Annotated in this window: 17 protein-coding genes; 8 read left to right on the plus strand and 9 right to left on the minus strand. The window is 63.6% G+C overall.

The features are described 5' to 3' along the window. The first annotated feature begins 59 nt into the window (after nt 1–59). Nucleotides 60–1,295, plus strand: coding sequence for an ABC transporter substrate-binding protein (locus tag IVB48_RS39780; protein WP_247408634.1), 1,236 nt, complete (start codon nt 60–62; stop codon nt 1,293–1,295). A gap of 26 nt (nt 1,296–1,321) precedes the next feature. Here the strand turns inward: IVB48_RS39780 and IVB48_RS39785 are convergent, their stop codons facing one another. The 3 genes from IVB48_RS39785 to IVB48_RS39795 form a co-directional block, all read right to left on the minus strand. Then, a complete protein-coding gene (locus tag IVB48_RS39785; protein ID WP_247408635.1) occupies nt 1,322–1,807 on the minus strand; it encodes a low affinity iron permease family protein in 486 nt (161 codons plus the stop codon). A 99-nt stretch (nt 1,808–1,906) separates the two neighbouring features. Beyond that, on the minus strand, nt 1,907–3,265 hold the full coding sequence (locus IVB48_RS39790; protein ID WP_247408637.1) for a M23 family metallopeptidase: 1,359 nt from the start codon (nt 3,263–3,265) through the stop codon (nt 1,907–1,909). 110 nt (nt 3,266–3,375) lie between these two features. Then, nucleotides 3,376–4,068: a peroxiredoxin gene (locus tag IVB48_RS39795; RefSeq protein ID WP_247408827.1), complete on the minus strand. Its 693-nt coding sequence runs from the start codon at nt 4,066–4,068 to the stop codon at nt 3,376–3,378. A 204-nt stretch (nt 4,069–4,272) separates the two neighbouring features. Here IVB48_RS39795 and IVB48_RS39800 point away from each other — a divergent pair, with 204 nt between their 5' ends. After that, complete coding sequence (locus tag IVB48_RS39800; RefSeq protein WP_247408831.1) at nt 4,273–8,070, plus strand: DUF3971 domain-containing protein; 3,798 nt, start codon at nt 4,273–4,275, stop codon at nt 8,068–8,070. A 96-nt stretch (nt 8,071–8,166) separates the two neighbouring features. Here IVB48_RS39800 and IVB48_RS39805 read toward each other — a convergent pair whose 3' ends face one another. The 4 genes from IVB48_RS39805 to tyrS all read right to left on the minus strand — a co-directional run bounded on the left by IVB48_RS39805 (nt 8,167) and on the right by tyrS (nt 13,463). Further along, nucleotides 8,167–9,861 carry a methyl-accepting chemotaxis protein gene (locus IVB48_RS39805; RefSeq protein ID WP_247408639.1) on the minus strand — a complete coding sequence of 565 codons (1,695 nt, stop codon included), beginning with the start codon at nt 9,859–9,861 and terminating at the stop codon, nt 8,167–8,169. 393 nt (nt 9,862–10,254) lie between these two features. After that, on the minus strand, nt 10,255–10,659 hold the full coding sequence (locus IVB48_RS39810) for a DoxX family protein (RefSeq protein WP_027569850.1): 405 nt from the start codon (nt 10,657–10,659) through the stop codon (nt 10,255–10,257). Nucleotides 10,660–10,880: 221 nt separating this feature from the next. Beyond that, nucleotides 10,881–12,152 carry an MFS transporter gene (locus IVB48_RS39815; protein ID WP_247408641.1) on the minus strand — a complete coding sequence of 424 codons (1,272 nt, stop codon included), beginning with the start codon at nt 12,150–12,152 and terminating at the stop codon, nt 10,881–10,883. A 57-nt stretch (nt 12,153–12,209) separates the two neighbouring features. Continuing rightward, complete coding sequence (tyrS, locus tag IVB48_RS39820; RefSeq protein ID WP_247408643.1) at nt 12,210–13,463, minus strand: tyrosine--tRNA ligase; 1,254 nt, start codon at nt 13,461–13,463, stop codon at nt 12,210–12,212. 164 nt (nt 13,464–13,627) lie between these two features. Here tyrS and IVB48_RS39825 point away from each other — a divergent pair, with 164 nt between their 5' ends. The 3 genes from IVB48_RS39825 (at nt 13,628) to IVB48_RS39835 (ending at nt 15,850) form a co-directional block, all read left to right on the plus strand. Then, nucleotides 13,628–14,731: an anhydro-N-acetylmuramic acid kinase gene (locus tag IVB48_RS39825; RefSeq protein WP_247408645.1), complete on the plus strand. Its 1,104-nt coding sequence runs from the start codon at nt 13,628–13,630 to the stop codon at nt 14,729–14,731. Nucleotides 14,732–14,838: 107 nt separating this feature from the next. Further along, a complete protein-coding gene (locus tag IVB48_RS39830) occupies nt 14,839–15,516 on the plus strand; it encodes a glutathione S-transferase family protein (protein WP_247408647.1) in 678 nt (225 codons plus the stop codon). A 10-nt stretch (nt 15,517–15,526) separates the two neighbouring features. Further along, a complete protein-coding gene (locus IVB48_RS39835) occupies nt 15,527–15,850 on the plus strand; it encodes a multidrug efflux SMR transporter (RefSeq protein WP_247408649.1) in 324 nt (107 codons plus the stop codon). A 122-nt stretch (nt 15,851–15,972) separates the two neighbouring features. Here IVB48_RS39835 and IVB48_RS39840 read toward each other — a convergent pair whose 3' ends face one another. Continuing rightward, on the minus strand, nt 15,973–16,620 hold the full coding sequence (locus IVB48_RS39840) for an alpha/beta hydrolase (protein WP_007591562.1): 648 nt from the start codon (nt 16,618–16,620) through the stop codon (nt 15,973–15,975). 349 nt (nt 16,621–16,969) lie between these two features. After that, nucleotides 16,970–17,788, minus strand: coding sequence for a LytTR family DNA-binding domain-containing protein (locus IVB48_RS39845; protein ID WP_247408651.1), 819 nt, complete (start codon nt 17,786–17,788; stop codon nt 16,970–16,972). A gap of 176 nt (nt 17,789–17,964) precedes the next feature. Between IVB48_RS39845 and IVB48_RS39850 the strand changes: the two genes are divergently transcribed. The 3 genes from IVB48_RS39850 to sufB all read left to right on the plus strand — a co-directional run bounded on the left by IVB48_RS39850 (nt 17,965) and on the right by sufB (nt 21,962). Next, nucleotides 17,965–19,158 (plus strand): acyltransferase family protein, encoded by a 1,194-nt coding sequence (locus IVB48_RS39850; RefSeq protein WP_247286211.1) that lies wholly within the window; start codon nt 17,965–17,967, stop codon nt 19,156–19,158. A gap of 51 nt (nt 19,159–19,209) precedes the next feature. Continuing rightward, nucleotides 19,210–20,349: a cysteine desulfurase family protein gene (locus tag IVB48_RS39855; protein ID WP_247286210.1), complete on the plus strand. Its 1,140-nt coding sequence runs from the start codon at nt 19,210–19,212 to the stop codon at nt 20,347–20,349. A 116-nt stretch (nt 20,350–20,465) separates the two neighbouring features. Continuing rightward, nucleotides 20,466–21,962 (plus strand): Fe-S cluster assembly protein SufB, encoded by a 1,497-nt coding sequence (gene sufB, locus IVB48_RS39860; protein ID WP_027569858.1) that lies wholly within the window; start codon nt 20,466–20,468, stop codon nt 21,960–21,962. The last annotated feature ends 53 nt before the right edge of the window (nt 21,963–22,015 follow it).

Consider the following 22,015-nt stretch of genomic DNA (forward strand, 5'->3'; position numbering starts at 1 on the left):
GAGAGCCACCTTGCGACACTCCCAGCAAAACAAGACTACAAAACACAGGGGAGAGAACGATGCCGGGTTGTCGCAATAAACTTGCAGCCCTCGCCATGCTTGCTGCCGCCGTGTTGGCCACAACATCGGCTCTGGCGCAGAAAAAATACGATCCCGGTGCCACCGACAACGAAATCAAGCTCGGCAATATCATGCCCTATAGCGGGCCGGCATCGTCCTATGGCGTGATCGGCAAGACCGAGGCCGCGTTCTTCAAGATGATCAACGATCAGGGCGGCATCAACGGGCGCAAGATCAATTTCATCAGCTATGACGACGCCTATTCGCCGCCGAAGGCGATCGAGCAGGCGCGCAAGCTGGTGGAGAGCGACGAGGTGTTGCTGATCTTCCAGCCGCTCGGCACACCCTCGAACTCCGCGATCATGAAATACATGAACGCCAAGAAGGTACCGCAGCTCTTCGTTGCCTCCGGCGGCACCAAGTTCGGCGACCCCAAGAATTTCCCATGGACCATGGGATTTCAGCCGAACTACCAGAGCGAGGGGCGGATCTACGCGAAGTATATCCGTGACAAGTTTCCGAACAGCAAGATCGCGGTGCTCTGGCAGAACGACGACGCCGGCAAGGACCAGTTCAAGGGCCTGAAGGATGGGCTCGGCGACAAGGCCAATATGATCATCGCCGACAAATCCTATGAGGTCAGCGATCCCTCGATCGACTCGCAGATCGTTGCGCTTCACGATTCCGGCGCAGACATCTTCTTCTCATGGGCCGCGCCGAAAGGCTCGGCGCAGGCGATCCGGAAGGTCGGCGAGCTCGGCTGGAAGCCGAAATTCTTCCTCGCCAATACGGCTACGTCGATCGCCTCGGTGCTCAAGCCCGCCGGGCTCGACTATTCCAAGGACATCATCTCGACCGCATATCTGAAGGATCCGACCGACCCGACCTGGGACAAGGATCCGGCGGTCATCGCGTGGCGCACCTTCATGGACAAGTACTATCCCGAAGGGGACAAGACCAACGCCAACAACCTTTACGGCTACGTCCAGGCGGAGGCGATGGCGCAGGTGCTGAAGCAGTGCGGCAACAACCTCACACGTGACAACGTCATGAAGCAGGCCACGAACCTGAAGGATTTTCACACCGACCTGATGCTGCCCGGCATCATGGTCAACACCTCCGCCGACGATTATTTTCCGATCGAGCAGATGCAGCTGATGCGCTTCAACGGGCAGGCCTGGGAGCTGTTCGGCGACGTCATCACCGGCGAGGTCGGCCACGAGCGCGGACAGTAGTCAGCTCATTTTCGGCGTCTCCCCGCTTATTCGGTGACGAGATCGGCGGCGCGTTTCGCCTTCTTGCCGGTATTCTTGACCGTCTCTTCTCCGACCTTTTCGGCGTTGGCGCGAAGCTCACATTTGGTGCGGATCTCGTCGAGCTCGTCATCGGTCAAATGCTCAATTCCGACGAAGGAATTCTGCACCGCGCTCACCCGGATCAGTTCGTCAAGCTTCACCTGGATCGCCGCGCTATCGCGATTCTGAGAATTCTGAATCAGGAAGACCATCAGGAACGTCACGATGGTGGTGCCGGTGTTGATCACCAACTGCCATGTGTCGGAGTACTGGAAGATGGGACCGGTGACCGCCCAAACCAGGATGATGCCGGCTGCAATCATGAATGTTAGCGCGCGCCCGGCCGCTTGAGATGTTCGGTTAGCAATATCGCTGAAGAGTTGAGCCGCGCTGTTACGTGGCTGGTTCGCTTTGCCCTTGGCCGGACGAGCTTTGGTATCGGTCTGTTGCATCGGAAGATCGCGCTGATAAGGGAGCTGCGATCTAACGTCGAGGGAACTCCGAAGTTCCGCGATGTAAACAGGAACTAGGCGAGCGGACTCTCAACGAGCCTAGCCCGCGCTCAGGCGCACGCCGGCGCGCAGGAATTTCTGCGGATCGACTGCTTCGCCGTCGATGCGGGTTTCGTAGTGCAGGTGCGGGCCGGTGGAACGGCCGGTCGACCCGACGAGCCCGACGACCTGGCCGATCTTCACGATCTCGCCGACCCGGACATTGATCTCGGAGAGATGGCCGTAGCGGGTCGCAAGGCCATTGCCGTGATCGACCTCGATCATGCGGCCGTAGCCGCCGGACCAGCCGGCGGAGACGACCTTGCCGTTGGCAGTGACACGAACGGGATCGCCGCTCGCGGCGCGGAAGTCGAGCCCGGTGTGCATCGCGGGCCGGCCGAGGAACGGATCGCTGCGCACGCCGAAGCCGGAGGTGAACTCGACCTCGCCGATGACGGGCTTGCGATAGGGCACGAGTGCGAGCGTGCGATTGAGCCGGTCCATCTCGGCGCGGGTGCTGTTGATGCGATGGAGCTGCTTCTCGAACGGCCCCGAACTGGCGGTGAGCTTAACGGGTACGAAAGGCCCGCCCATTGCCGTGCGTGGCACGGCGGCTTCGAGATTTGCGAGGTTCAGGCCGAGATCGCTGACGACGCCGCGCATCCGGCGCATGCGCGAATCCATGCCTTCCTCGACGGCGTTGAGCGCCGCCATCTGACGACGCTCGACCTGGTCCAGCGAGGTCGTGAGCCGAACGACGACGTTGTCGAACCCTTGATTCTTGGCGAATTGATTGACGGGCGGAGCTGCGAGGGTCGGCGCGCGCGACTCGAGCCGCGCCTCGCGATCCGGCGGCGCCACGAAGATCACGGTGTCGCTGATCGGTGAGGGCTTTGGCGTGCCCTGCGTCGTCTGGCTGGCATCGCCACGCTGCGGGGTGGAGCGGGGAATCGATCCGGTCACGTCCGGCATGGACCCGAGCGCCGTGGCACGGGACTCCAGCGCCGTCTGGCGCTTCATGATCTGGTCGAGCTTCTGGTCGAACTGCTCTTGGTCGAGCAGCTGCCGACTGGTGGTGCGGTCGACCTTGGCGCGGAGCTCGGCGATGCGGTCCTCATAGGCGTATTGCATCTCGGCCTGCCGGGCGATCAGCCGGGTGAGGACGTCGTCGCGGAAGGCGAAATAGGTCGCGGTTGCGGCCGACCAGAGCCCGAGCAACACGATCGTGCCGACCACGATCCAGAACACCACAGGCCCCAGGCGAACCTGCTTGCCGTGATGCACGATGGTGTAGGCGTCGTCGATGTCCGGAAGGGGAAGTGCGGTTGCCACCGCGGCGGCACGGCGATGAAAGGCTCGGCCGTGGTCGTGGGGGTGATGTTGGGGGTACTGCGAGAGTTGGGCAGAACTTTTCGACATCGGCACTCCCGCGCCGATCGGATGAGTCCGTGCGGCCTAATTGCCGCGGCAATCTGGGCCGGTCATGGTTAATTTTCCGGAAACGGAACCGCTTGAATTTAAATGATTGGTTAAAGGCTCCTTGCGGCTTCCAGCACCTCGTCGGCGTGGCCGTCGACCCGAACATTGCGCCAGATCCGGGCGATCTTGCCGTCGGCGCCAAGCAGCATCGTGGTGCGAAGAACTCCCATGAAGCTCTTGCCATACATGGATTTTTCGCCCCAGGCGCCGTAGGCCTCCAGCATCGCGTGCGTCTCGTCCGAGATGAGGGGCACGCCGAGACCGTGCTTGTCGCGGAACTTGTCCTGAGCCTTTACCGGATCGGCGGAGATACCAAGCACGGCGGTGCTGGCCTTGGCGAAGGCGCCGGTCAGCCGGGTGAAGTCGATGGCTTCCCTGGTGCAGCCCGGCGTGTCGGCGCGGGGGTAGAAGAACAGGACCAGCTTCTGGCCGGCATAATCCGACAGCGCAACGACACCGCCACCGTCGCGGGGCAGGCGGAAGGCGGGGGCCTTCTGACCCTCGGCTAAGCCGGCCTTCGCCGCCGTTTTGGGCGCGGATGCCGATTTGGAAGAATTTAACCGTTTCGGTGCGGCCTTATGCGATGCTGTCTTTGCTATGATCCCAGTTGATTTGCTCGCTGGTGTCCGCTGTGTTTTCGCGGACTTAGTTTGAGTCGCAGCCCGCGCTTTCACGGGCGTCTTTTTAGCCGTCGGACTGACGGAGGGCGTTTTGGACGATTTCTTTCGGGATTTCTTGGACATACGCCTTCCTTTCGTCGCTTTCGGCGGGTCAACCAAAGCGGTATTGCAGCCTTTTTCCGGTATGCCGGAATCGTGCCCTCGGCTGGATGAGTCTGACGACGGCGAAGTCTGGTTACAAAGAATTACACGGACCACCCCACTGCTCGTTGAACGCGCTCCCGGGGCGACATGACGAACAGAAGGAATATTCGAGGTATGGCGGCAATGCCGGCGCGGGAAGCTTCGCTTCCCGACGACGGCTGCGGCCCCGGCGGCGCTCAATCCCACGACGGGCGCCTGTATCGAGAGGCAATGGCAAGGAATACGTCGCCCCAGGATTACAATCGGGATTCGGATCGGCGCGGCAGCCAACCAGAGCAGCAGCAATGGGACGACGCCCATTGGGATCCGGATCAGGAAGCGGCGGCGGGCTATCGGGCGCGCCGGCTGTTGTCGCGTTCCAATTCGGGCTTCCATCGCTTCGCTGACGGGTTTGGTCCCTTGCGCCGCTGGCTGGGCGGCGGTCGCTGGGTGAAGCGCGTGGCCGTGGTCGTCGGTGCCCTGGTCGTCATCTTCGTCGGCTGTTTCGGCGCGCTGTGGTGGCGGCTCGGCGCCGGTCCCATCAATCTCGACATTGCGACGCCGTGGCTCGCGGCCGCGATCGAGGACAATATCGGTCACGGCAACACCGTGGAGGTCGGCGGCACGCAGATCGAACGGGCCGGGCGGATCCGAATCGCCGTGCGCATCCGTGATATCGTCGTGCGCGACCACGATCACGTCATTGTCGCCACCGCACCGAAGGCCGAGGTGAAGCTGTCGGGTGCAGGCCTGCTGATGGGGCATTTGCGCGCCGAAAGCCTCAACCTCGTCGATGCCGAGCTCGCGATCCGGATCGCGCCTGACGGCACCGTCACGGTGTCGGCTGGCGACACCGCAAAGCCGCTTGCAACTGGCGTCGCCTCCAAGAAGGACGCGGGGCTGCCGCCGACTTTCCCGCGCAATGGTGTCCCACCGCCGCCATTCGCCACCGGGCCTGCGACCCCCGACGCATCGCAAGCCGCGACCCAGGCCACGGCCCCGACCGGCATTCTTCAGGGCCTCGACTGGCTCGACAGTCTGAGCATGACCGGCCTCGACGGCCAGAATCTCAACGAGATCGGCCTGAAGAACGGCAATCTGATCGTCGACGACCAGCAGCGCGGCAGCAAATGGACGTTTGAGAACATCACGCTCAGCCTGCGCCGACCCAGCCGTGGCGGCGTCGCGCTCAGCCTCGGCGAGGAGGGCGCGCGTCCGTGGTCGTTGCGTGCCACGATCGGCCCCACCGAGAACGGCGTGCGCTCGGTCGATATCCGCGCCGACAAGGTTTCGACCGCCAACATCCTGCTGGCGCTGCGGGTGAAGGATCTCACCTACACCGCCGACCTGCCGCTGACCGGCGAGCTCAAGGGCGAGCTCGGCCGCGACGGCGTGCCGACCTTCTTTCGCGGCAAGATCGCCGTCGGTGCGGGCAACATCATCGACACCGATACACCCGATTATCCGATGGCGATCGACTCGGCCGAGATCAATGTCGAGTGGGACGCCAATCGGCGGGTGCTGGTCGCTCCGTTCAAGGTCCTCTCGGGCGCGAACCGTCTGACGCTTCTGGCTCATGTCGAGCCGCCCAACGGCACCGTCAATGACTGGCAGCTCGGTTTCAGCGGCGGTTCGATCCTGCTCGGCGGCATCGACAACGAGCCGCCGCTGGTCTTCAACCGTATTGCGATCGGCTTCCGCTTCGACACCGACCACAAGAGGCTGCTGTTGACGCAGGCCGACATCTCCAACGGAGAGATCGGCGTCGCCGGCACCGGTGCCATCGACTATTCGGGCGAGCCGCGGCTGACACTGGGTTTTGCGGGAACGCCGATGTCGGCCTCCGCGCTCAAGCGGATGTGGCCAACGCTTGTCGTTCCCGAGTTGCGCGAATGGGTGATCGAGCGGATCGAGCGTGGAACGCTCCAGCGCATCGAGATAGGCGTTAATTCACCGACGAAGAATCTTCCGCGCAAGGGCCCACCCATTCCCGACGACGGCCTGTCCGTCAATATCGTGGCGAGCGGTGTCACGGTTCGCCCTGTCGATGGCCTGCCGGTGGTGCACGATGCCGATTTGAAGGCGCGCGTGACCGGCCGCACCGCGATGGTGAACATCGGGCAGGGCATTGCCGATACGCCGGCGGGTCGCAAGGTCACGATTTCCGACTTCGTCTTCGAGGTGCCCGATATGGCGCCCAAGCCGTCGCCGTCGCGGACCCGGTTCCGTGTCGAGGGTCCGGTGCCCGCAGCCGCCGAAATGCTTTCCAACGATCGCCTGAGCGATCTGTCGTCGACCGTCATCGATCCCAACACCAGCAAGGGGACGTTCTCGGCGAACGTCCAGCTTGGGCTGCCGGTCAAGGGCGAGCTGACCAAAGCCGACACCACCTACAGCGTGACTGCCGATCTCAACGGTTTTGGTGCCGACAAGCTGGTGATGAACCAGAAGCTGGAGGCCAACAACCTCAAGATCGTCGCGAGCAACCAGGGCTATCAGGTCAAGGGCGACGTCAAGATCAACGGGCAGGCGGCCTCGCTCGACTACCGCAAGCCCGCCGAGGGCGATGCGGACGTCAAATTGCAGACCACGCTGGACGATGCGAGCCGCGCGCGTCTCGGGTTCGATCTGGGCCCCGCCGTCAGCGGATCGGTGCCGATCAAGCTGTCGGGCAAGATCGCCGGGGGGCCCGACCAGACGACGAAGCTCGGCATCGAGGCCGACCTGACCTCGGTCAAGCTCGACAACATCCTGCCCGGCTGGGTCAAGCTGCCGGGCAGAGCGGGCAAGGCCAGCTTCAAGGTGGTGCCGACGGCGCAATCGACGCGCCTGGAGGAGATCGTCATCGAAGGCGGCGGCGCCTCGATCAAGGGGTCGATCGAGGTCGATGCCAACGGCGATCTCATGAACGCGAACTTCCCGACTTACGCGCCGTCCGACGGCGACAAGGCGTCGCTGAAGGTGGAGCGCAGCCAGGACGGCGTGGTCAAGGGCACCATGCGCGGCGACGTATTCGACGGCCGCGGCTTTCTGAAATCGGCGATCTCAGGCAATTCCAAGGACGATGCCAAGAGCAAGACGAAGAACGTCGATTTCGACATGGACGTGAAGCTCGGCGCCGTCATGGGTTTCAACGGCGAGGCGATGCGCAGCGTGGAGGCCAAGATGTCGCGGCGCAATGGTGCGGTCAAAGCCTTCACGCTGAGCGGCAGGATCGGAAAAGACACGCCTGTGGCCGCCGATTTGCGCGGCGGCCGGGCCCAAGGCAACCGCGAGGTGATCTATCTCCAGACCAGCGATGCCGGCAACTTCCTGCGCTTCACAGACACCACCAACAAGGTCTTCGGCGGCCAGATGGTGGTGGCCATGGAGCCGCCGACGTCGGAGCCCACGACCCGGGAAGGCCTGATCAATGTGCGCGACTTCTCGGTCAAGGGCATGGATCAACTCGATCGCGTCGCGGCGGGCGCTCCCAACGGGGCGCAGAGCGGCGTGGCCTTTACGGCGATGCGTGCGGAGTTCACGCGGCAGAACGGCGCGCTCACGATCCGCGACGGCGTGGTCAAGGGGCCGATGATCGGCGCCACCATCGAGGGCTCAATCGACTTTCCCGGCAATCAGGTCTGCATGAGCGGCACATTCGTGCCGATGTATGGCGTCAACAACATCTTCGGCCAGATCCCGTTGTTCGGCATCTTCCTCGGCGGCGGCAACAATGAAGGATTGATCGGCGTGACCTACGAGGTCGTCGGCACCCCGGCCGCGCCCGTGATGCGCGTCAATCCGATTTCGGCGATGGCACCCGGTCTGTTCCGCAAGATCTTCGAATTCAACACCGGCAAACAGAACTCGCCGTTCGAGGAATTCCCGTCGCAGTCGAACGATGGTTCGACCGGAACGACGCGCCAGCTCTCGAGCGGCTGCACCCTCGCGCGGCGATAGCGGCGAGGCTGCCGAGCTCCTTCCAACAAGCGCGCAGAACGTGGATGGCCGGGACAAGCCCGGCCATGACGACGTGCTGGGTTTGATGCCGGCCGCTTACGCCGCGCGCACGCCGGCCAGGAAGGTTCCGACTTCGCCGGAGAGCTGCTCGGCCTGCTTGGAGAGGTTTGACGCAGCTGCGAGCACCATGCCTGCCGCATTGCCGGTCTCGTTCGCTGCCGTGCTGACGCCGCCGATATTGGTGGTGACCTCCTGGGTCGCCTCCGCCGTCTGCGAGACGCTGCGGGCGATCTCGGCGGTGGCGGCGCCTTGCTCCTCGATCGCGGCGCCGATCGAGGTGGCGATCCGGCTGACCTCCTCGATGGTGGCGGTGATGCCGCCGATGGCGTCTACCGCTTCCTTGGTCGCGCCCTGGATCTGGGCGATCTTGTCGCCGATCTCGCGGGTGGCTTCCGCAGTCTGGCTCGCCAGCGACTTCACCTCCGAAGCGACGACCGCAAAGCCGCGGCCGGCTTCGCCGGCGCGTGCGGCCTCGATGGTGGCGTTGAGCGCGAGCAGATTGGTCTGCGCCGCGATGCTGGAAATCAGCTCGGCGACATGCTCGATCTGCTGGGCGCCGTCCGAGAGGGCGCGCACGATGGTGTCGGTGCGGCGTGCGCTGTCCACGGCACGGCCGGTGACCACGGCGGACTGCGCGACCTGACGGCTGATCTCGGTGATGGAGGAGGAGAGCTCCTCGGCGGCGGCCGCAACCGTCTGGACGCGCTGGCTGGCTTCGGTGGCGGCCGAGCCCACGACGGCGGCGCGGCGGTTGGTGCCTTCCGCGGTCGACGACATCGACTTGGCAGTGACCTCCAGTTCGCCGGAGCCCGAGGCCATCAGGCCGACTAGCTGGCCGACGGAGGCGTCAAACCGGTCGGCAAGCGAGATCAGCGCGTCACGCTTCTCCTGTTCGCTGCGGGTCTTGGTGGCGACCTGCTCGGCCTCCAGCTTGCGCGCTGTCAGCGCGGTCTGCCTGAGCACTTCGAGGGTCTCGGCCATGCGACCGATCTCGTCGCCGCGACCGGTCTCCTCGACCGCCGCGTCGATGGCGCCTTGGGAAATGGCCTGCATGCGGTTCTTCTGGCGGTCGAGTGCGCCGAGCACGTCGCGGGCGATCAGCCAGGACAGCGTCGCCATCAGCAGCATCAGGCCGATGCCGATCGCCCCCAGCTCAAGCGTCAAGGCTCGTACGTCCGCATCGATGTCGTCGACATAGAGGCCGTAGCTGATCGTCGCGTTCCAGGGCGCGAATTTGCGCGCGAACACGGTCTTGCGGACGGGCTCCGTCTGGCCGGGGCGGGGATAGAGATAGGAGGTCACGCCGCCCTGTGCGGTCTCAGCGCCAGCCTTGATAATGGCGTCGGCGATCAGGACGCCATTGGAGTCCTTCGCACCGGTGATCTTGCCTTCGAGCTGCTGGTTGGCGCCGTTGACGATGAGGGACGTATCGGCGTTATAGACCACCGGATAGCCTTGGCCGCCATTGAAGCTCATGCGGCGGCCGCGCTGGTGGAACTGGACCTTCGCTTCGGCCTGCGTCAGCTTGCCGGCGCCGACTTCTTCTTCAAGTGATTGGGCGAGGTTGTGGAGCATATCGACCGCGGTCCGCATCTGCTGGACGCGGTCCTCAAGCATGCGGCTCTTGCTGAGCACGGACGACACCCCGATGATGGCCGTGACCGTGAGTGCCGAAAGACAGACCATGCTGGCGAGCTTGGTGCGGATCTTGAGGTGGCTCAGCAGCTTCATCACGGCCTCGACGGAATGGTTATTGTTGCTCGCGTCGGTAGCATGAAATTCTTACCAATCATGAATGGACGCGTGCGACGGCTGCCGCGCAAGCGGCGTCCGCGAGCCGCATGCGCAAACATCCATGCGGAAATGCGCCACGTGGGCGCATGGCGCGTCAACTGGGAGAAAGATTGTGTGGGTCTTTAGTCCCGACCGAATTCGGTGGGAGCGGACATGAACCGATTCGTTCACCGCCTCATCATGTCGATGCTGCTGGTCGCGGTCCTCGTCCTCGTCTGGAACGTGCTGGGCTCGCGCTGAGATGGCACCCGTAAATGTACTGGTGCCATCCCCTTATTCGCGAATCAATTGCTGCCATCTCAGCGCCGCGCGACGCGAAGGGTTGTGCCGCTAGTCCTTGCCCATCGCCGCATCGGCGCTGACCGAGCCGCCGCCGGCTGCCGAGAGATAGAGGCAGGCGAAGCAGAACAGGATCGCCGCGGTGCCACCATTGAGCAGCGGCAGGAACACCGGCGTCTCGCCCTTGAACATGTGGCCCATGAAGTAGGCGAAGGCCATCTCACCCGACAGGATGAACGCCGCGAGGCGGGTGAACAGGCCGATCATCAGCAGCGCGCCAAGCACGAGCTCAAGCGTACCGGCTGCGTAGATGAGCGGCGGGATGTTTGCGAAGTAGGGAAGCACCGGAAACTTGAACAGCTTGGCGATGCCGTACTGGAGCAACAGGAGTCCAGTGATGAAGCGAAACAGGCTCAAGAGAACCGGTTGAAAGCGAACGAGATAGGGAAAGTTCATTGGTTTGTGCCCTCCATCCAATGCTTGCGACTAGGACCGCATTCAGTTCTGCCCTGCAAGCCGCCCAAGGGCAATTTGCGCTGACATTTTTGTCATGTCGGACAAAACACCGCAGGAGGGACTTTCACCCGCGCGCCATCCACATCTTTTGCAGCTGTTCGCGTCGTGCCCATCCGTAATTTCCCGGTGACGCGAATGCCCGCAGGTTACCTTCGGGAGACCTAGCGCCGCAAGGCGGGCACGACCAGGAACGGGATCATCCCGAGCACCACGCTGGCAAGCGCGAAGGCGAGCAGCGCGTTGTAACCGTGGGTCGCGTCATGGATCAGGCCGCCGCTCCAGGAGCCGAACGCCGAGCCGAGTCCGCTGCCGATCGAGATCGTGCCGTAGATGGTGCCGACGCGCTTGCCCCCGAAGATCTTCATCGCGGTCGCCGTGATCAGCGGTCCACGTGAGCCCATCATGCTGCCGAAGCAGACCACGAATCCGGTGAGCAGGAGGAGATTGGCGGAGTATTGCAACAGCCACAGCAGGAAGATGCCGAGGATCGAGATCGCGTAGCTGAGCAGCACCGACGGCCGACGTCCGATCAGGCCATCGAGCGCGGACACGCCGAGCATGCCGAACACCAGCACGACGCCGGAGAAGCCCCAGGCGGTCGCGGCCTGCAACGGTGGAAAGCCGGCATCGATCAGATAGGCCACGATCTGGGCGGCAATCGCGTACATGCCGACCGCGGTGAAGAAGAAGGTCGAGAACAGCGCCCAGAAGGCGTGATGGCGCATCGCGCTCGGAAGGGTCCAGCCGTGATCGACGAAATCCGGGTCGGTCTTCTTCGCGATATGCGGCGAGCCCGAGGCGAACAGCCGCCATGGCAGCAGCATGAGCGGCACCAGCAGGCCGAGCGCGGCGAAGCCGAACAGCTGGTAGGTTTCGCGCCAACCGAGATGATCGATCAAAAGCTGCGAGGCCGGCAGCAGTGCCAGCACGCCGCCCCCCATGGCCGAGTAGACCACCGCCATCGCGGTCGGCAGCTTTGGGCCGAACCAGCGGCCCAGCAGGATCGAGTTCGGCACATTGCCGATGAAGGCGACGCCGATGCCGACGAAGAGTCCGATCGAGAGCTGGAACTGCCAGAGTGACTGCGCGTGCGCCGCAATCAGGAAAGCCGAGCCGAGCAGCAACAGGCCGAGTGCATAGACGATGCGCGGTCCGGAATGATCGAAAAGCCGTCCGACCAACGGCGCAGTCAGTCCGCTGACGAGCCAGGTCAGCGAATAGATCGAGACCACCTGGGCGCGATCCCAGCCAAAATTTTCCGAGATCGGCTTCAGGAAGACGGTAAAGCTTTCGCTGAGGCCGCGGCCGAGCACGGCGAGTGTGAAGCAGAGCGCGAGCACCACGAGCGCGGTGCGCACGACGCCCTGCGGTGTCGCCGTGACGCGTTCCCTGGTCGCTTGCTTGGACTGTTCCTCTAGCGTGTTCTGGTCCATTGCCGATCAGGGAGCGCGCTTCGGCGCGCCCTGACAAGCAGCGAAAATCTCATACGCCTATGCAGGCCTGAGCAGGATGTGCTTCTTCTTGCCGAACGACAGCTTGATCACGCCTTCCGGCGTCAGGTCGGCCGCCGACAACGCCATCTTCTCGTCGGTGACGGGCTCGTCGTTGACGCGCAGGCCGCCGCCCTTGATCTGGCGCCGTGCTTCGCCGTTAGAGGCAACGAGGCCCGCCTTGACGAAGGCATTGAGCACGCCGAGGCCGGCGTCGAACTCGCCGCGTGGAATTTCCACGGTCGGCAGGCTCTCGGCCAGCGCGCCTTCCTCGAAGGTGCGGCGCGCGGTCTCGGCCGCCTCGTTCGCTGCGTCGCGGCCATGCAGGAGCGCGGTCGCCTCCGTGGCGAGCACCTTCTTGGCCTCGTTGATCTCGGAGCCGCCGAGCGCCTCGAGCTTCCTGATCTCGCTCATTGGCAGCGTCGTGAACAGCTTGAGGAATTTGCCGACGTCGGCGTCCTCGGTGTTGCGCCAGTACTGCCAGAAATCATACGGCGAGAACTGGTCGGCGTTGAGCCAGACCGCGCCCTGAGCGGTCTTGCCCATCTTCGCGCCCGACGCCGTCGTGAGCAGAGGCGTCGTCAGCGCGAACAGCTGATGCGTGCCCATGCGGCGGCCGAGATCGACGCCCATGATGATGTTGCCCCACTGGTCGGAGCCGCCCATCTGCAAGCTGCAGCCGGTCCGCCTGGCGAGCTCGACATAATCGTAGGCCTGACAGATCATGTAGTTGAATTCGATGAAGCTCATCTCCTGCTCGCGTTCGAGGCGGAGCCGCACGGAGTCCATGGTCAGCATGCGGTTGACCGAGAAGTGCCGGCCGATGTCGCGCAGCATCTCGATCCAGTTGAGCTTGGTCAGCCACTCCGCGTTGTCGAGCATGATGGCGTCGCTTTTGCCCTCGCCGTAGCGCAGCACTTTTGCGAACACGCCGCGGATCGATGCCTTGTTGGCCTCGATCTCGGCGACGGTGCGGATCGCACGCGTCTCGTCCTTGCCGGAGGGATCGCCGACCATGGTGGTGCCGCCGCCCATCAGCGTGATCGGCTTGTTGCCGGATTGCTGCAGCCAGTGCAGCATCATCATGGTCAGGTAATTGCCGATGTGCAGCGAGCGTGCGGTGCAATCGTAGCCGACATAGGCCGTCACCTCGCCCTTGGCGGCGAGTGCGTCCAGCCCCTCGAAATCGGAGCATTGGTGGATGAATCCACGTTCCTGCAGCGTGTTGAGGAAATCCGATTTGAATGCGGTCATTTGTCGGAGCGCCTGACAATTCTTGGTTTACTGTTTCGGGAGCAATTTAAGGGTCTTCCGTGGGAACTCGGTTGCTGCCCGCTACTTTGGCCTGTGGCATTATAAGATGTGTCCCTCTGGCACAAGATCGGCATGCCGGATGGGGCTCTTGAGGACGCTGATCCATGATGTTGACGGCACTCGGTTTGATGAGCGGCACCTCGCTGGATGGGGTGGATGTTGCGCTGATCGAAACCGACGGAAAGCAGGTGAAGGCATTCGGGCCGTCCGGCTACCGGCCCTATAACCCGGCGGAGCGCAACCTGCTGCGTCAGGCGCTGAGCGAGGCCGTGCACCTGCCGCAGCGCGATGCCCGGCCGGGAATTCTGGCCGAAGCCGAACGCGCGGTGACGCTCGCGCATGCCGAGGCGGTGGCCACCTTCGTCGCCCAGAACCGGATGAAACCGGAAGACATCGACATCGTCGGCTTCCACGGCCAGACCGTGCTGCATCGCCCCGAGAAGCGACTGACCGTGCAGATCGGCGATGCGCCGGCGCTGGCCAAGGCGATCCATATCCCCGTGATGCATGATTTCCGTGCCGCCGACGTCGAGGCCGGCGGACAGGGCGCGCCATTCGTGCCGGTCTACCACCGGGCGCTCGTCCATTCGCTGGAGCGCGAAGGGCCGATCGTTGTCGTCAATATCGGCGGCGTCTCCAACATCACCTATATCGACGGCAACGACACGCTGATTGCCTGCGATACCGGGCCCGGCAACGCGCTGCTCGACGATTTCATGTACCGCACCATGAATCAGGCGTTTGACGCGGACGGAAAGTTCGCAGCGCTCGGCAAGGTGGACGAAGCCTGGATCGCGCGGGCGCTGGAGTTGCCGTTCTTCGCAAGCCCGCCGCCGAAATCGCTCGACCGCAACGATTTTGCAGCACTGAAGCTCGGCGAGGTGCTACCGGCCGACGGCGCCGCAACGCTGACCGCCTTCACCGCGGCGGCCATCGCCCGCATCGTCCCGCTGCTGCCACGCAGGCCGCGAAGCTGGATCGTCTGCGGCGGCGGCGCCCGCAACCGGACCATGCTGCAGATGCTGCGGGAGCGCGTGGGGTCCGCCACTGTCGAGGCCGCCGAGACAGTCGGCTGGGCCTCCGACGCCATCGAGGCGCAGGCCTTCGGCTTCCTGGCTGCCCGCGGCCTAAAGGGCCTGCCGCTGTCATATCCCGCGACCACGGGCGTGCCGATGCCGATGACAGGCGGGGTGATCGCGCGGCCGTGAGGTGATCCTACATCGATACCGGTCAATGCAAATGCATCGAACTTGACGAATGAATGCAAATGCATCTATATTTGATGCAGTTGCATCCAACCGCCGGGATCTTTGCCATGACCGCTTCACTCAAACTGATCAGCCATAAGCTTTGTCCATACGTGCAGCGCGCCGTGATCGCGCTCAACGAGAAGGGCGTCCCGTTCGAGCGGGTCGACATCGATCTCGCCAACAAGCCGGACTGGTTTCTCAAACTATCGCCGCTCGGCAAGGTGCCGGTGCTGGTCGTGACGAGCGAGAAGGGCGAGGTCGCGCTGTTTGAGAGCAACGTGATCTGCGAGTACATCGAGGAGACGCAAGGCGGCCGAAAACTGCATCCGACTGATGCGCTCGAGCGTGCCGAGCATCGCGCCTGGATGGAGTTCGGCTCGGCGATTCTCGGCGATCTCTGGGGGCTGGAGACCACGACCGACCCGGCGACGTTTGAGAGTAAGCGCCAGGCACTCGTGGCGAAGTTCGCGCGTGTCGAGGCCGCGCTCAGCGCAGGCCCATTCTTTGCCAGCGATGCGTTCAGTCTTGTCGATGCGGTGTTCGCGCCCGTCTTCCGCTATTTCGATGTGTTCGATGAAGTGACCGAACTCGGCATCTTCAAGGATCTGCCGAAGGTGCGCGCGTGGCGCGCCGAGTTGGCAAAGCGTCCGAGCGTCCGTACTGCGGTGGGCGCGGATTATCCGCAATTGTTGCGCGCCTTCCTCGTGCGTCACGACGCGCATCTGCTCAAGCTTGCGGCCTGAGCCCACGCCGATGTCGCAATCCATGGCCTGGCTGATGCTGGTGATCGCTGGCGCACTCGATGTTTGCTGGGCGATCTCCATGAAATATGCGGAGGGCTATACGCGCGCTGGCTGGAGCATCGTCTCGCTCGTGCTGCTCGCAACCTTCGTTGTCCTGCTCGGGCGTGCCTTGAAGGTGCTCGAGGTCGGCGTCGCCTGTTCGGTGTGGACCGGCATCGGCGCCGCCGGCACCTTCGTCATGGGCGTCGTGCTGTTCGGCGAGACCTTGAGTGCGATGAAACTAGCGGGCATCGCGCTCGTCTTGATGGGAATCGTCGCGCTCAAGCTGGCTTAAAACCGAGCTTTAGTTTGGTAGCCCGGATGGAGCGAAGCGCAATCCGGGGCCTTGTCTCAGCAGATGGAGCTTCCCGGATTTCGCTTCGCTCCATCCGGGCTACAAGGCTCAGCGACGAGGCCTTAGCGCACGTTGGCGAGGCGCATGTCGAGATAGGCCGTGATGGTTTCCATCAGCGGCTCGAGCTTGGCGTCGAAGAAATGATTGGCGCCGGGGATGACCTGCTGGTCGATCACGATGCCCTTCTGCGTCTTCAGCTTCTCGACCAGCGTGTTGACGTCCTTGGGCGGCACCACCGCGTCCTTCTCGCCATGCACGATGAGCCCAGAGGACGGGCAGGGCGCGAGGAACGAGAAGTCGTAGAGGTTGGCGGGCGGCGCGATCGAGATGAAACCCTCGACCTCCGGACGGCGCATCAGCAGCTGCATGCCGATCCAGGCGCCGAAGGAGAAGCCGGCAACCCAGCAGGCGCGCGCTTCGGGATTGATGGTCTGCGCCCAGTCGAGCGCCGCGGCCGCGTCCGACAATTCGCCGGTGCCGTGGTCGAACGAGCCTTGGCTGCGGCCGACGCCGCGGAAATTGAATCGCAGCACCGAGAAGCCACGATGCGCGAACGCATAGTAGCACTGGTAGATGATCTGGTGATTCATCGTGCCGTGGAACTGCGGATGCGGGTGCAGGACCATCGCGATCGGCGCGTTCTTCTGCTTGGCCGGATGGTAGCGGCCTTCGAGACGGCCGGCGGGGCCGGTGAAAATAACTTCAGGCATGATGATCTCTTGATTGATCCCTTGAAGACGCTCTTCAACAATCAACCGATTGTGCGGACTTCGTCGGCTGCTGGGCCGATCAAGCCGCGAATGGAAGGGTGGAGCGGCGCCCTCGGATGATGCGCGAGCGGCGCGCGGCGAACTGACGCGCGCGTTCTAACATGAGGCGAGGGTCAAAAAGCAAGCATCTTGAACATCGCCCAATGAGCTCAAGAGCTTACCCGGTCATGCCAGTGTCGTGCCGACGGCTGCCGGGACCCAACCAGGTGACGGCCAGGATCGGTGGTGTGGCAACAACCAATTGGAATCACGATTGTTTATCGTTTGTCGGGCGATCGCCGGTGGCGATTCACACCGGCTCGGTGCGATCTCCCAGGGAGGCGACCGCGGGCCGATAGCGGCGGCTGCCCCCAAGCGTCTGCCCATTGTCGAATGTGAGCTCGAAATCCCCTGACGGCTTGAAGTCCACGGCGCTCACCCGGTCGAGATTGGCGAGCCTGGTCCGGTGCACGCGCACGATGGCGAAGCGGGCGAGCTCGCTTTCGGTCGCGGCCAACGTGCCGCGGATCAGGTGCTGGGTGCCGCTGGCGAGGTTGTATTCGATGTAATTGCCGGCAGAGGCGACCCACAGGATGTCGCGCGGCACGACGCGAATGCGGCTGGTGCCGTCCCGGAGCCAGATCAGATCGGGGGACGACTGCTCCAATGGAACGGCCGGGATGGGCATCGCCGCCCGCACGGCCTTCCGCAGCTCGCGCCGGCTTTCGAGCAGCCAGAGCGTTGCTCCGAGCAGCAAAGCGGTCACGGCATCCTTGCGGAACTCGTACAGGACCGCCGCCAACGAGAAATGGAAGTCGTAGGCACTTCCCGCGAGCCAGAGCAGGAATTTCCGGACCGCTACCATTCCGGTGATGTGGAGGGCCGAGAAGCCAAGCAAGGCGACCGCGGCGATTCCGATCCGAATTGCCAGCGGCCGTGTCTGGCGCATGCGCCGGACGGCCAGCACCAGGATCGGCACCAGCAGCAAGATGACGATGATGCTCGACAGCTCCCAGAACAGTCGCCGGCCAATGTCATAGCTGTCGCCACGCCAGGCGGCGTCCTGCGCGCCGGAGAGCGCATTGACGATCCCGATGGCGAGCGAGACGGCGGCGATCGCGGCGAACATCGTCCCGTCGCCACTGATCCCGCCGGGCCAACCGCTCGTCCCGGACCCCGACGCCTCGTCCCCTCGCGCCCGGTCCTGATCCCAAACCGTCTCGACACGCTCCGTTTCGGGGGCATTTTGGCCGTCAGCCATGGCCCAAAACCCGTGTTTGCCGTCCCGCCGAGGAGCAGAGAACCATGTCAACACCGCAACAAATTTCGACTTCGGAACGACGCATCGATCTGGATTGGGTGCGGATTTTAGCGTTCGGGCTCTTGATCTTCTACCACGTCGGCATGCTCTACGTGTCCTGGGGGTTTCACATCAAGAGCGAGCACCGGCTGACTTGGCTCGAGCCCCTGATGCTGGTCATCAATCCCTGGCGGCTGTCGCTGTTGTTTCTGGTTTCCGGCGTCGCCACCCGTTTCATGCTGGGCAAGTACAACCTCGGTGCCTTCGTCCGCACGCGCTCGGCACGACTCCTGATCCCACTGATCTTTGGCATGTTCGTGATCGTGCCGCCGCAGTCCTACCTCCAGATCGTTGAGAGCCTCGGTTACCCCGCCGGCTTCGCCGATTTTTACGTCCGGCACTATCTGGCGTTCGGAGCGCAATTCTGCCCGAACCCCTGTATCGTGCTGCCGACCTGGAACCATCTCTGGTTCGTAGTCTATCTATGGGTCTACACCGTCGCGCTGGCCGGCGTGCTCTGGCTGCGGCCCATGCTGGCCGATCGGCTCGGCCCGAGACTGGCTGTCCTCCTCACCGGACCCGGGCTGCTGGTCCTGCCGTGCCTTTTGTTCGCGGCCTGGCGCTTGCTCCTGTTTCCGGCCTTCCCGTCGACGCACGCGCTGTTCGGCGACTGGTACAACCATGCGGACCATGCGACCGCGTTCCTGATTGGCTTCCTGCTGGCGAAAGAGGGCGGTATCTGGCGCGATATCGAACGGCAGCGCTGGATTGCGCTCGCAGTTGCCGCAAGCCTGTTCGTCCTGTTCATTCTGCTTCGTGCCGGCCTGGTCGAGCCATCGCCGATGCTGAGATGGTTCGCGAGCTCGGCCTATGGCTGCTACCAATGGCTGGCGATGGCGGTGGTGCTCGGCTTTGCGCGACGCCACCTGACGGCCGACGGCCCCGTGCGCCGCTATCTGACCGATGCGATCTTTCCCTATTACATCGTGCATCAGACCGCGATCATCATGATCGCGCACGCATTGCAGAGCAGCGGGCTATCAGCCGGAAGCGAAGCCGCCATCGTAATATCAGGCACCGCGCTCACTTGCCTCGTCGCCTACGAGATCGCGCGTCGGATCGCCTGGCTACGGCCACTGTTTGGCCTCCGGACAGAGGTCCGATCCTCGGCCGGAATTGCGCAGCAACAGCCGGCCTGATGTGCGGCGGCTGCCGATTGGCGCGAGGGTAAAAGATGCTAAGAGGGCGCCATGCCGAGCCGCGTCTATCTCGACTGGAATGCGACCACGCCGCTGCGCGCCGAGGCGCGCGCAGCGATGCTGGCCGCCTACGAGCTGATCGGCAATCCGTCCTCGGTTCATGCCGAGGGGCGACAGGCGCGGCGGCTGGTCGAGGACGCTCGCGCCGCCCTCGCCGCAGCCGTAGGCGCGCTGCCGCGGAACGTCGTCTTCACCTCCGCGGGAACCGAGGCCAACGCGCTGGCGCTGTCGCCGGGCCTGCGAGGGCCGTCTGGCAGGCCTGTGGAGCGGCTTCTGGTCTCGGCCGTCGAGCATGCTTCGGTGCTGGCAGGCGGCCGGTTCCCGGCAGATGAGATCGGTCAGATCAAGGTCACGCGCTCCGGCGTGATCGACCTCGATCATTTGAAGGCGCTGCTCAGCGAGGGCCCGCCGGCGTTGGTCTCCGTCATGGCCGCCAATAATGAGACGGGCGCGCTGCAGCCGGTCACTGACGTCGCGGGAATCGTTCACGGGGCCGGCGGCCTCCTGCACGTCGATGCAATCCAGGCGCTTGGAAAAATCCCTTTTGATATCAAGGTGATCGGCGCGGACCTTGCGACCTTTTCTGCGCACAAGATCGGCGGCCCCAAGGGGGTCGGCGCGCTGGTCGTGGCCGACGGCGTGGCCGGACTTGCGCCGGTGCTGCGGGGCGGCGGGCAGGAGCTGAACCGGCGCGCCGGAACCGAGAATGTCGCCGGCATTGCCGGCTTCGGGGCATCCGTGCGGGTTGCCCTTCAGGCTTTGCCGGAAGATGCGGAGCGCATGGCAACCCTCAGAGATCGCTTGGAAAATGGCATTCGCTCCATGGCCGGCGCCACGGTCTTCTCAGACGACGTCAAGCGGTTGCCAAATACCGTTCTTTTCACGGCTCCCGGCTTGAAAGCCGAGACCGCGGTGATTGGCTTCGACCTCGAGGGCGTCGCCGTGTCCTCGGGCTCTGCCTGTTCCTCGGGCAAGGTGCAGCCGTCCCACGTGCTGTCGGCGATGGGGTATGATCCCACCGTCGCGCAGGGAGCGGTGCGTCTAAGTCTGGGCTGGTCCACGGAGCCGGATGACATCAACAGGGCGTTAGAGGCTTGGCGAAAGCTCGGTAATACCCTACTTAAGGGATAAGCGATGAAACACGGCTTGAACGGTTCTAAGCGCGTGCGTCCCGCCAAGAAACATCGTAATAGTCGTCCGAGTTTGATGATCCACCGCGGTCCTTGAAACCGCGAGCGGAGGATAGAATGCCAGCCGTGCAAGAGACGGTCGAGCGCGTGAAGCGCATCGACGTCGATCAGTATCGTTATGGATTTGAGACCCTGATCGAGTCCGACAAGGCCCCCAAGGGGCTGTCGGAAGAGACCGTCAAGTTCATCTCCGAGAAGAAGAACGAACCCGCCTGGATGCTCCAGTGGCGGCTCGAAGCCTATCGGCGCTGGCTGACCATGACCGAGCCGACGTGGGCCCGCGTCGACTATCCTAAGATCGACTTCCAGGACCTCTATTACTATTCGGCTCCCAAGCCGAAGAAGACGATCACCTCGCTCGACGAGATCGATCCCGAGATTCTGAAGACCTACGAGAAGCTTGGCATTCCCTTGCGGGAAGTCGCCATGCTCGAAGGCGTCGAGCCGAAGCCCGGCGAGGAAGACCCCAACAGGCGCAAGATCGCGGTCGACGCCGTGTTCGATTCTGTCTCGGTTGCGACCACCTTCAAGGCCGAGCTGAAGAAGGCCGGCGTGATCTTCATGCCGATCTCAGAGGCGATCCGCGAGCATCCCGAGCTGGTGCAGAAATATCTGGGATCCGTGGTGCCGACCTCGGACAATTTCTATGCGACGCTGAACTCGGCGGTGTTTTCGGACGGCTCGTTCGTCTACGTGCCGCCGGGCGTGCGCTGCCCGATGGAGCTGTCCACCTATTTCCGCATCAACGAACGCAACACCGGCCAGTTCGAGCGCACGCTGATCATCGCCGACAAGGGCTCCTACGTCTCCTATCTCGAGGGCTGCACCGCGCCGCAGCGCGACGAGAACCAGCTGCACGCGGCCGTGGTCGAGCTCGTCACGCACGACGACGCCGAGATCAAATATTCGACGGTTCAGAACTGGTACCCGGGCAATTCGGAAGGCAAGGGCGGCATCTACAATTTCGTCACCAAGCGGGGTGACTGCCGCGGCAACAATTCCAAGATCTCCTGGACCCAGGTCGAGACCGGTTCGGCGATCACCTGGAAGTATCCGAGCTGCATCCTGCGCGGCGACAATTCGCGTGGTGAATTCTACTCGATCGCGATCTCGAACGGCTATCAGCAGGTCGACTCGGGCACCAAGATGATCCATCTCGGCAAGAACACGTCGAGCCGCATCATCTCCAAGGGCATCGCCGCCGGCAAGTCGCAGAACACCTATCGCGGGCTCGTCACGGCGCATCGCAAGGCGACCGGCGCGCGCAACTTCACCGCCTGCGATTCGCTATTGATCGGCGACAAATGCGGCGCGCACACCGTGCCCTACATCGAAGCCAAGAACTCGTCGGCGACGTTCGAGCACGAGGCCACCACGTCCAAGATCTCCGAGGACGTGCTGTTCTACTGCATCCAGCGCGGCCTCACGCAGGAGGAGGCGGTCGGCCTCGTCGTCAACGGCTTCGTCAAGGACGTGCTGCAGCAACTGCCGATGGAGTTCGCGGTGGAAGCGCAGAAGCTGATCTCGATCTCGCTCGAAGGATCGGTCGGCTAACGCCGACCCTCGCGGCGCGCATCGCGCGCCCCATGCATCATTTGAATAAACTG

The organism is Bradyrhizobium sp. 76 (assembly GCF_023073025.1).
Lineage (GTDB): Bacteria > Pseudomonadota > Alphaproteobacteria > Rhizobiales > Xanthobacteraceae > Bradyrhizobium.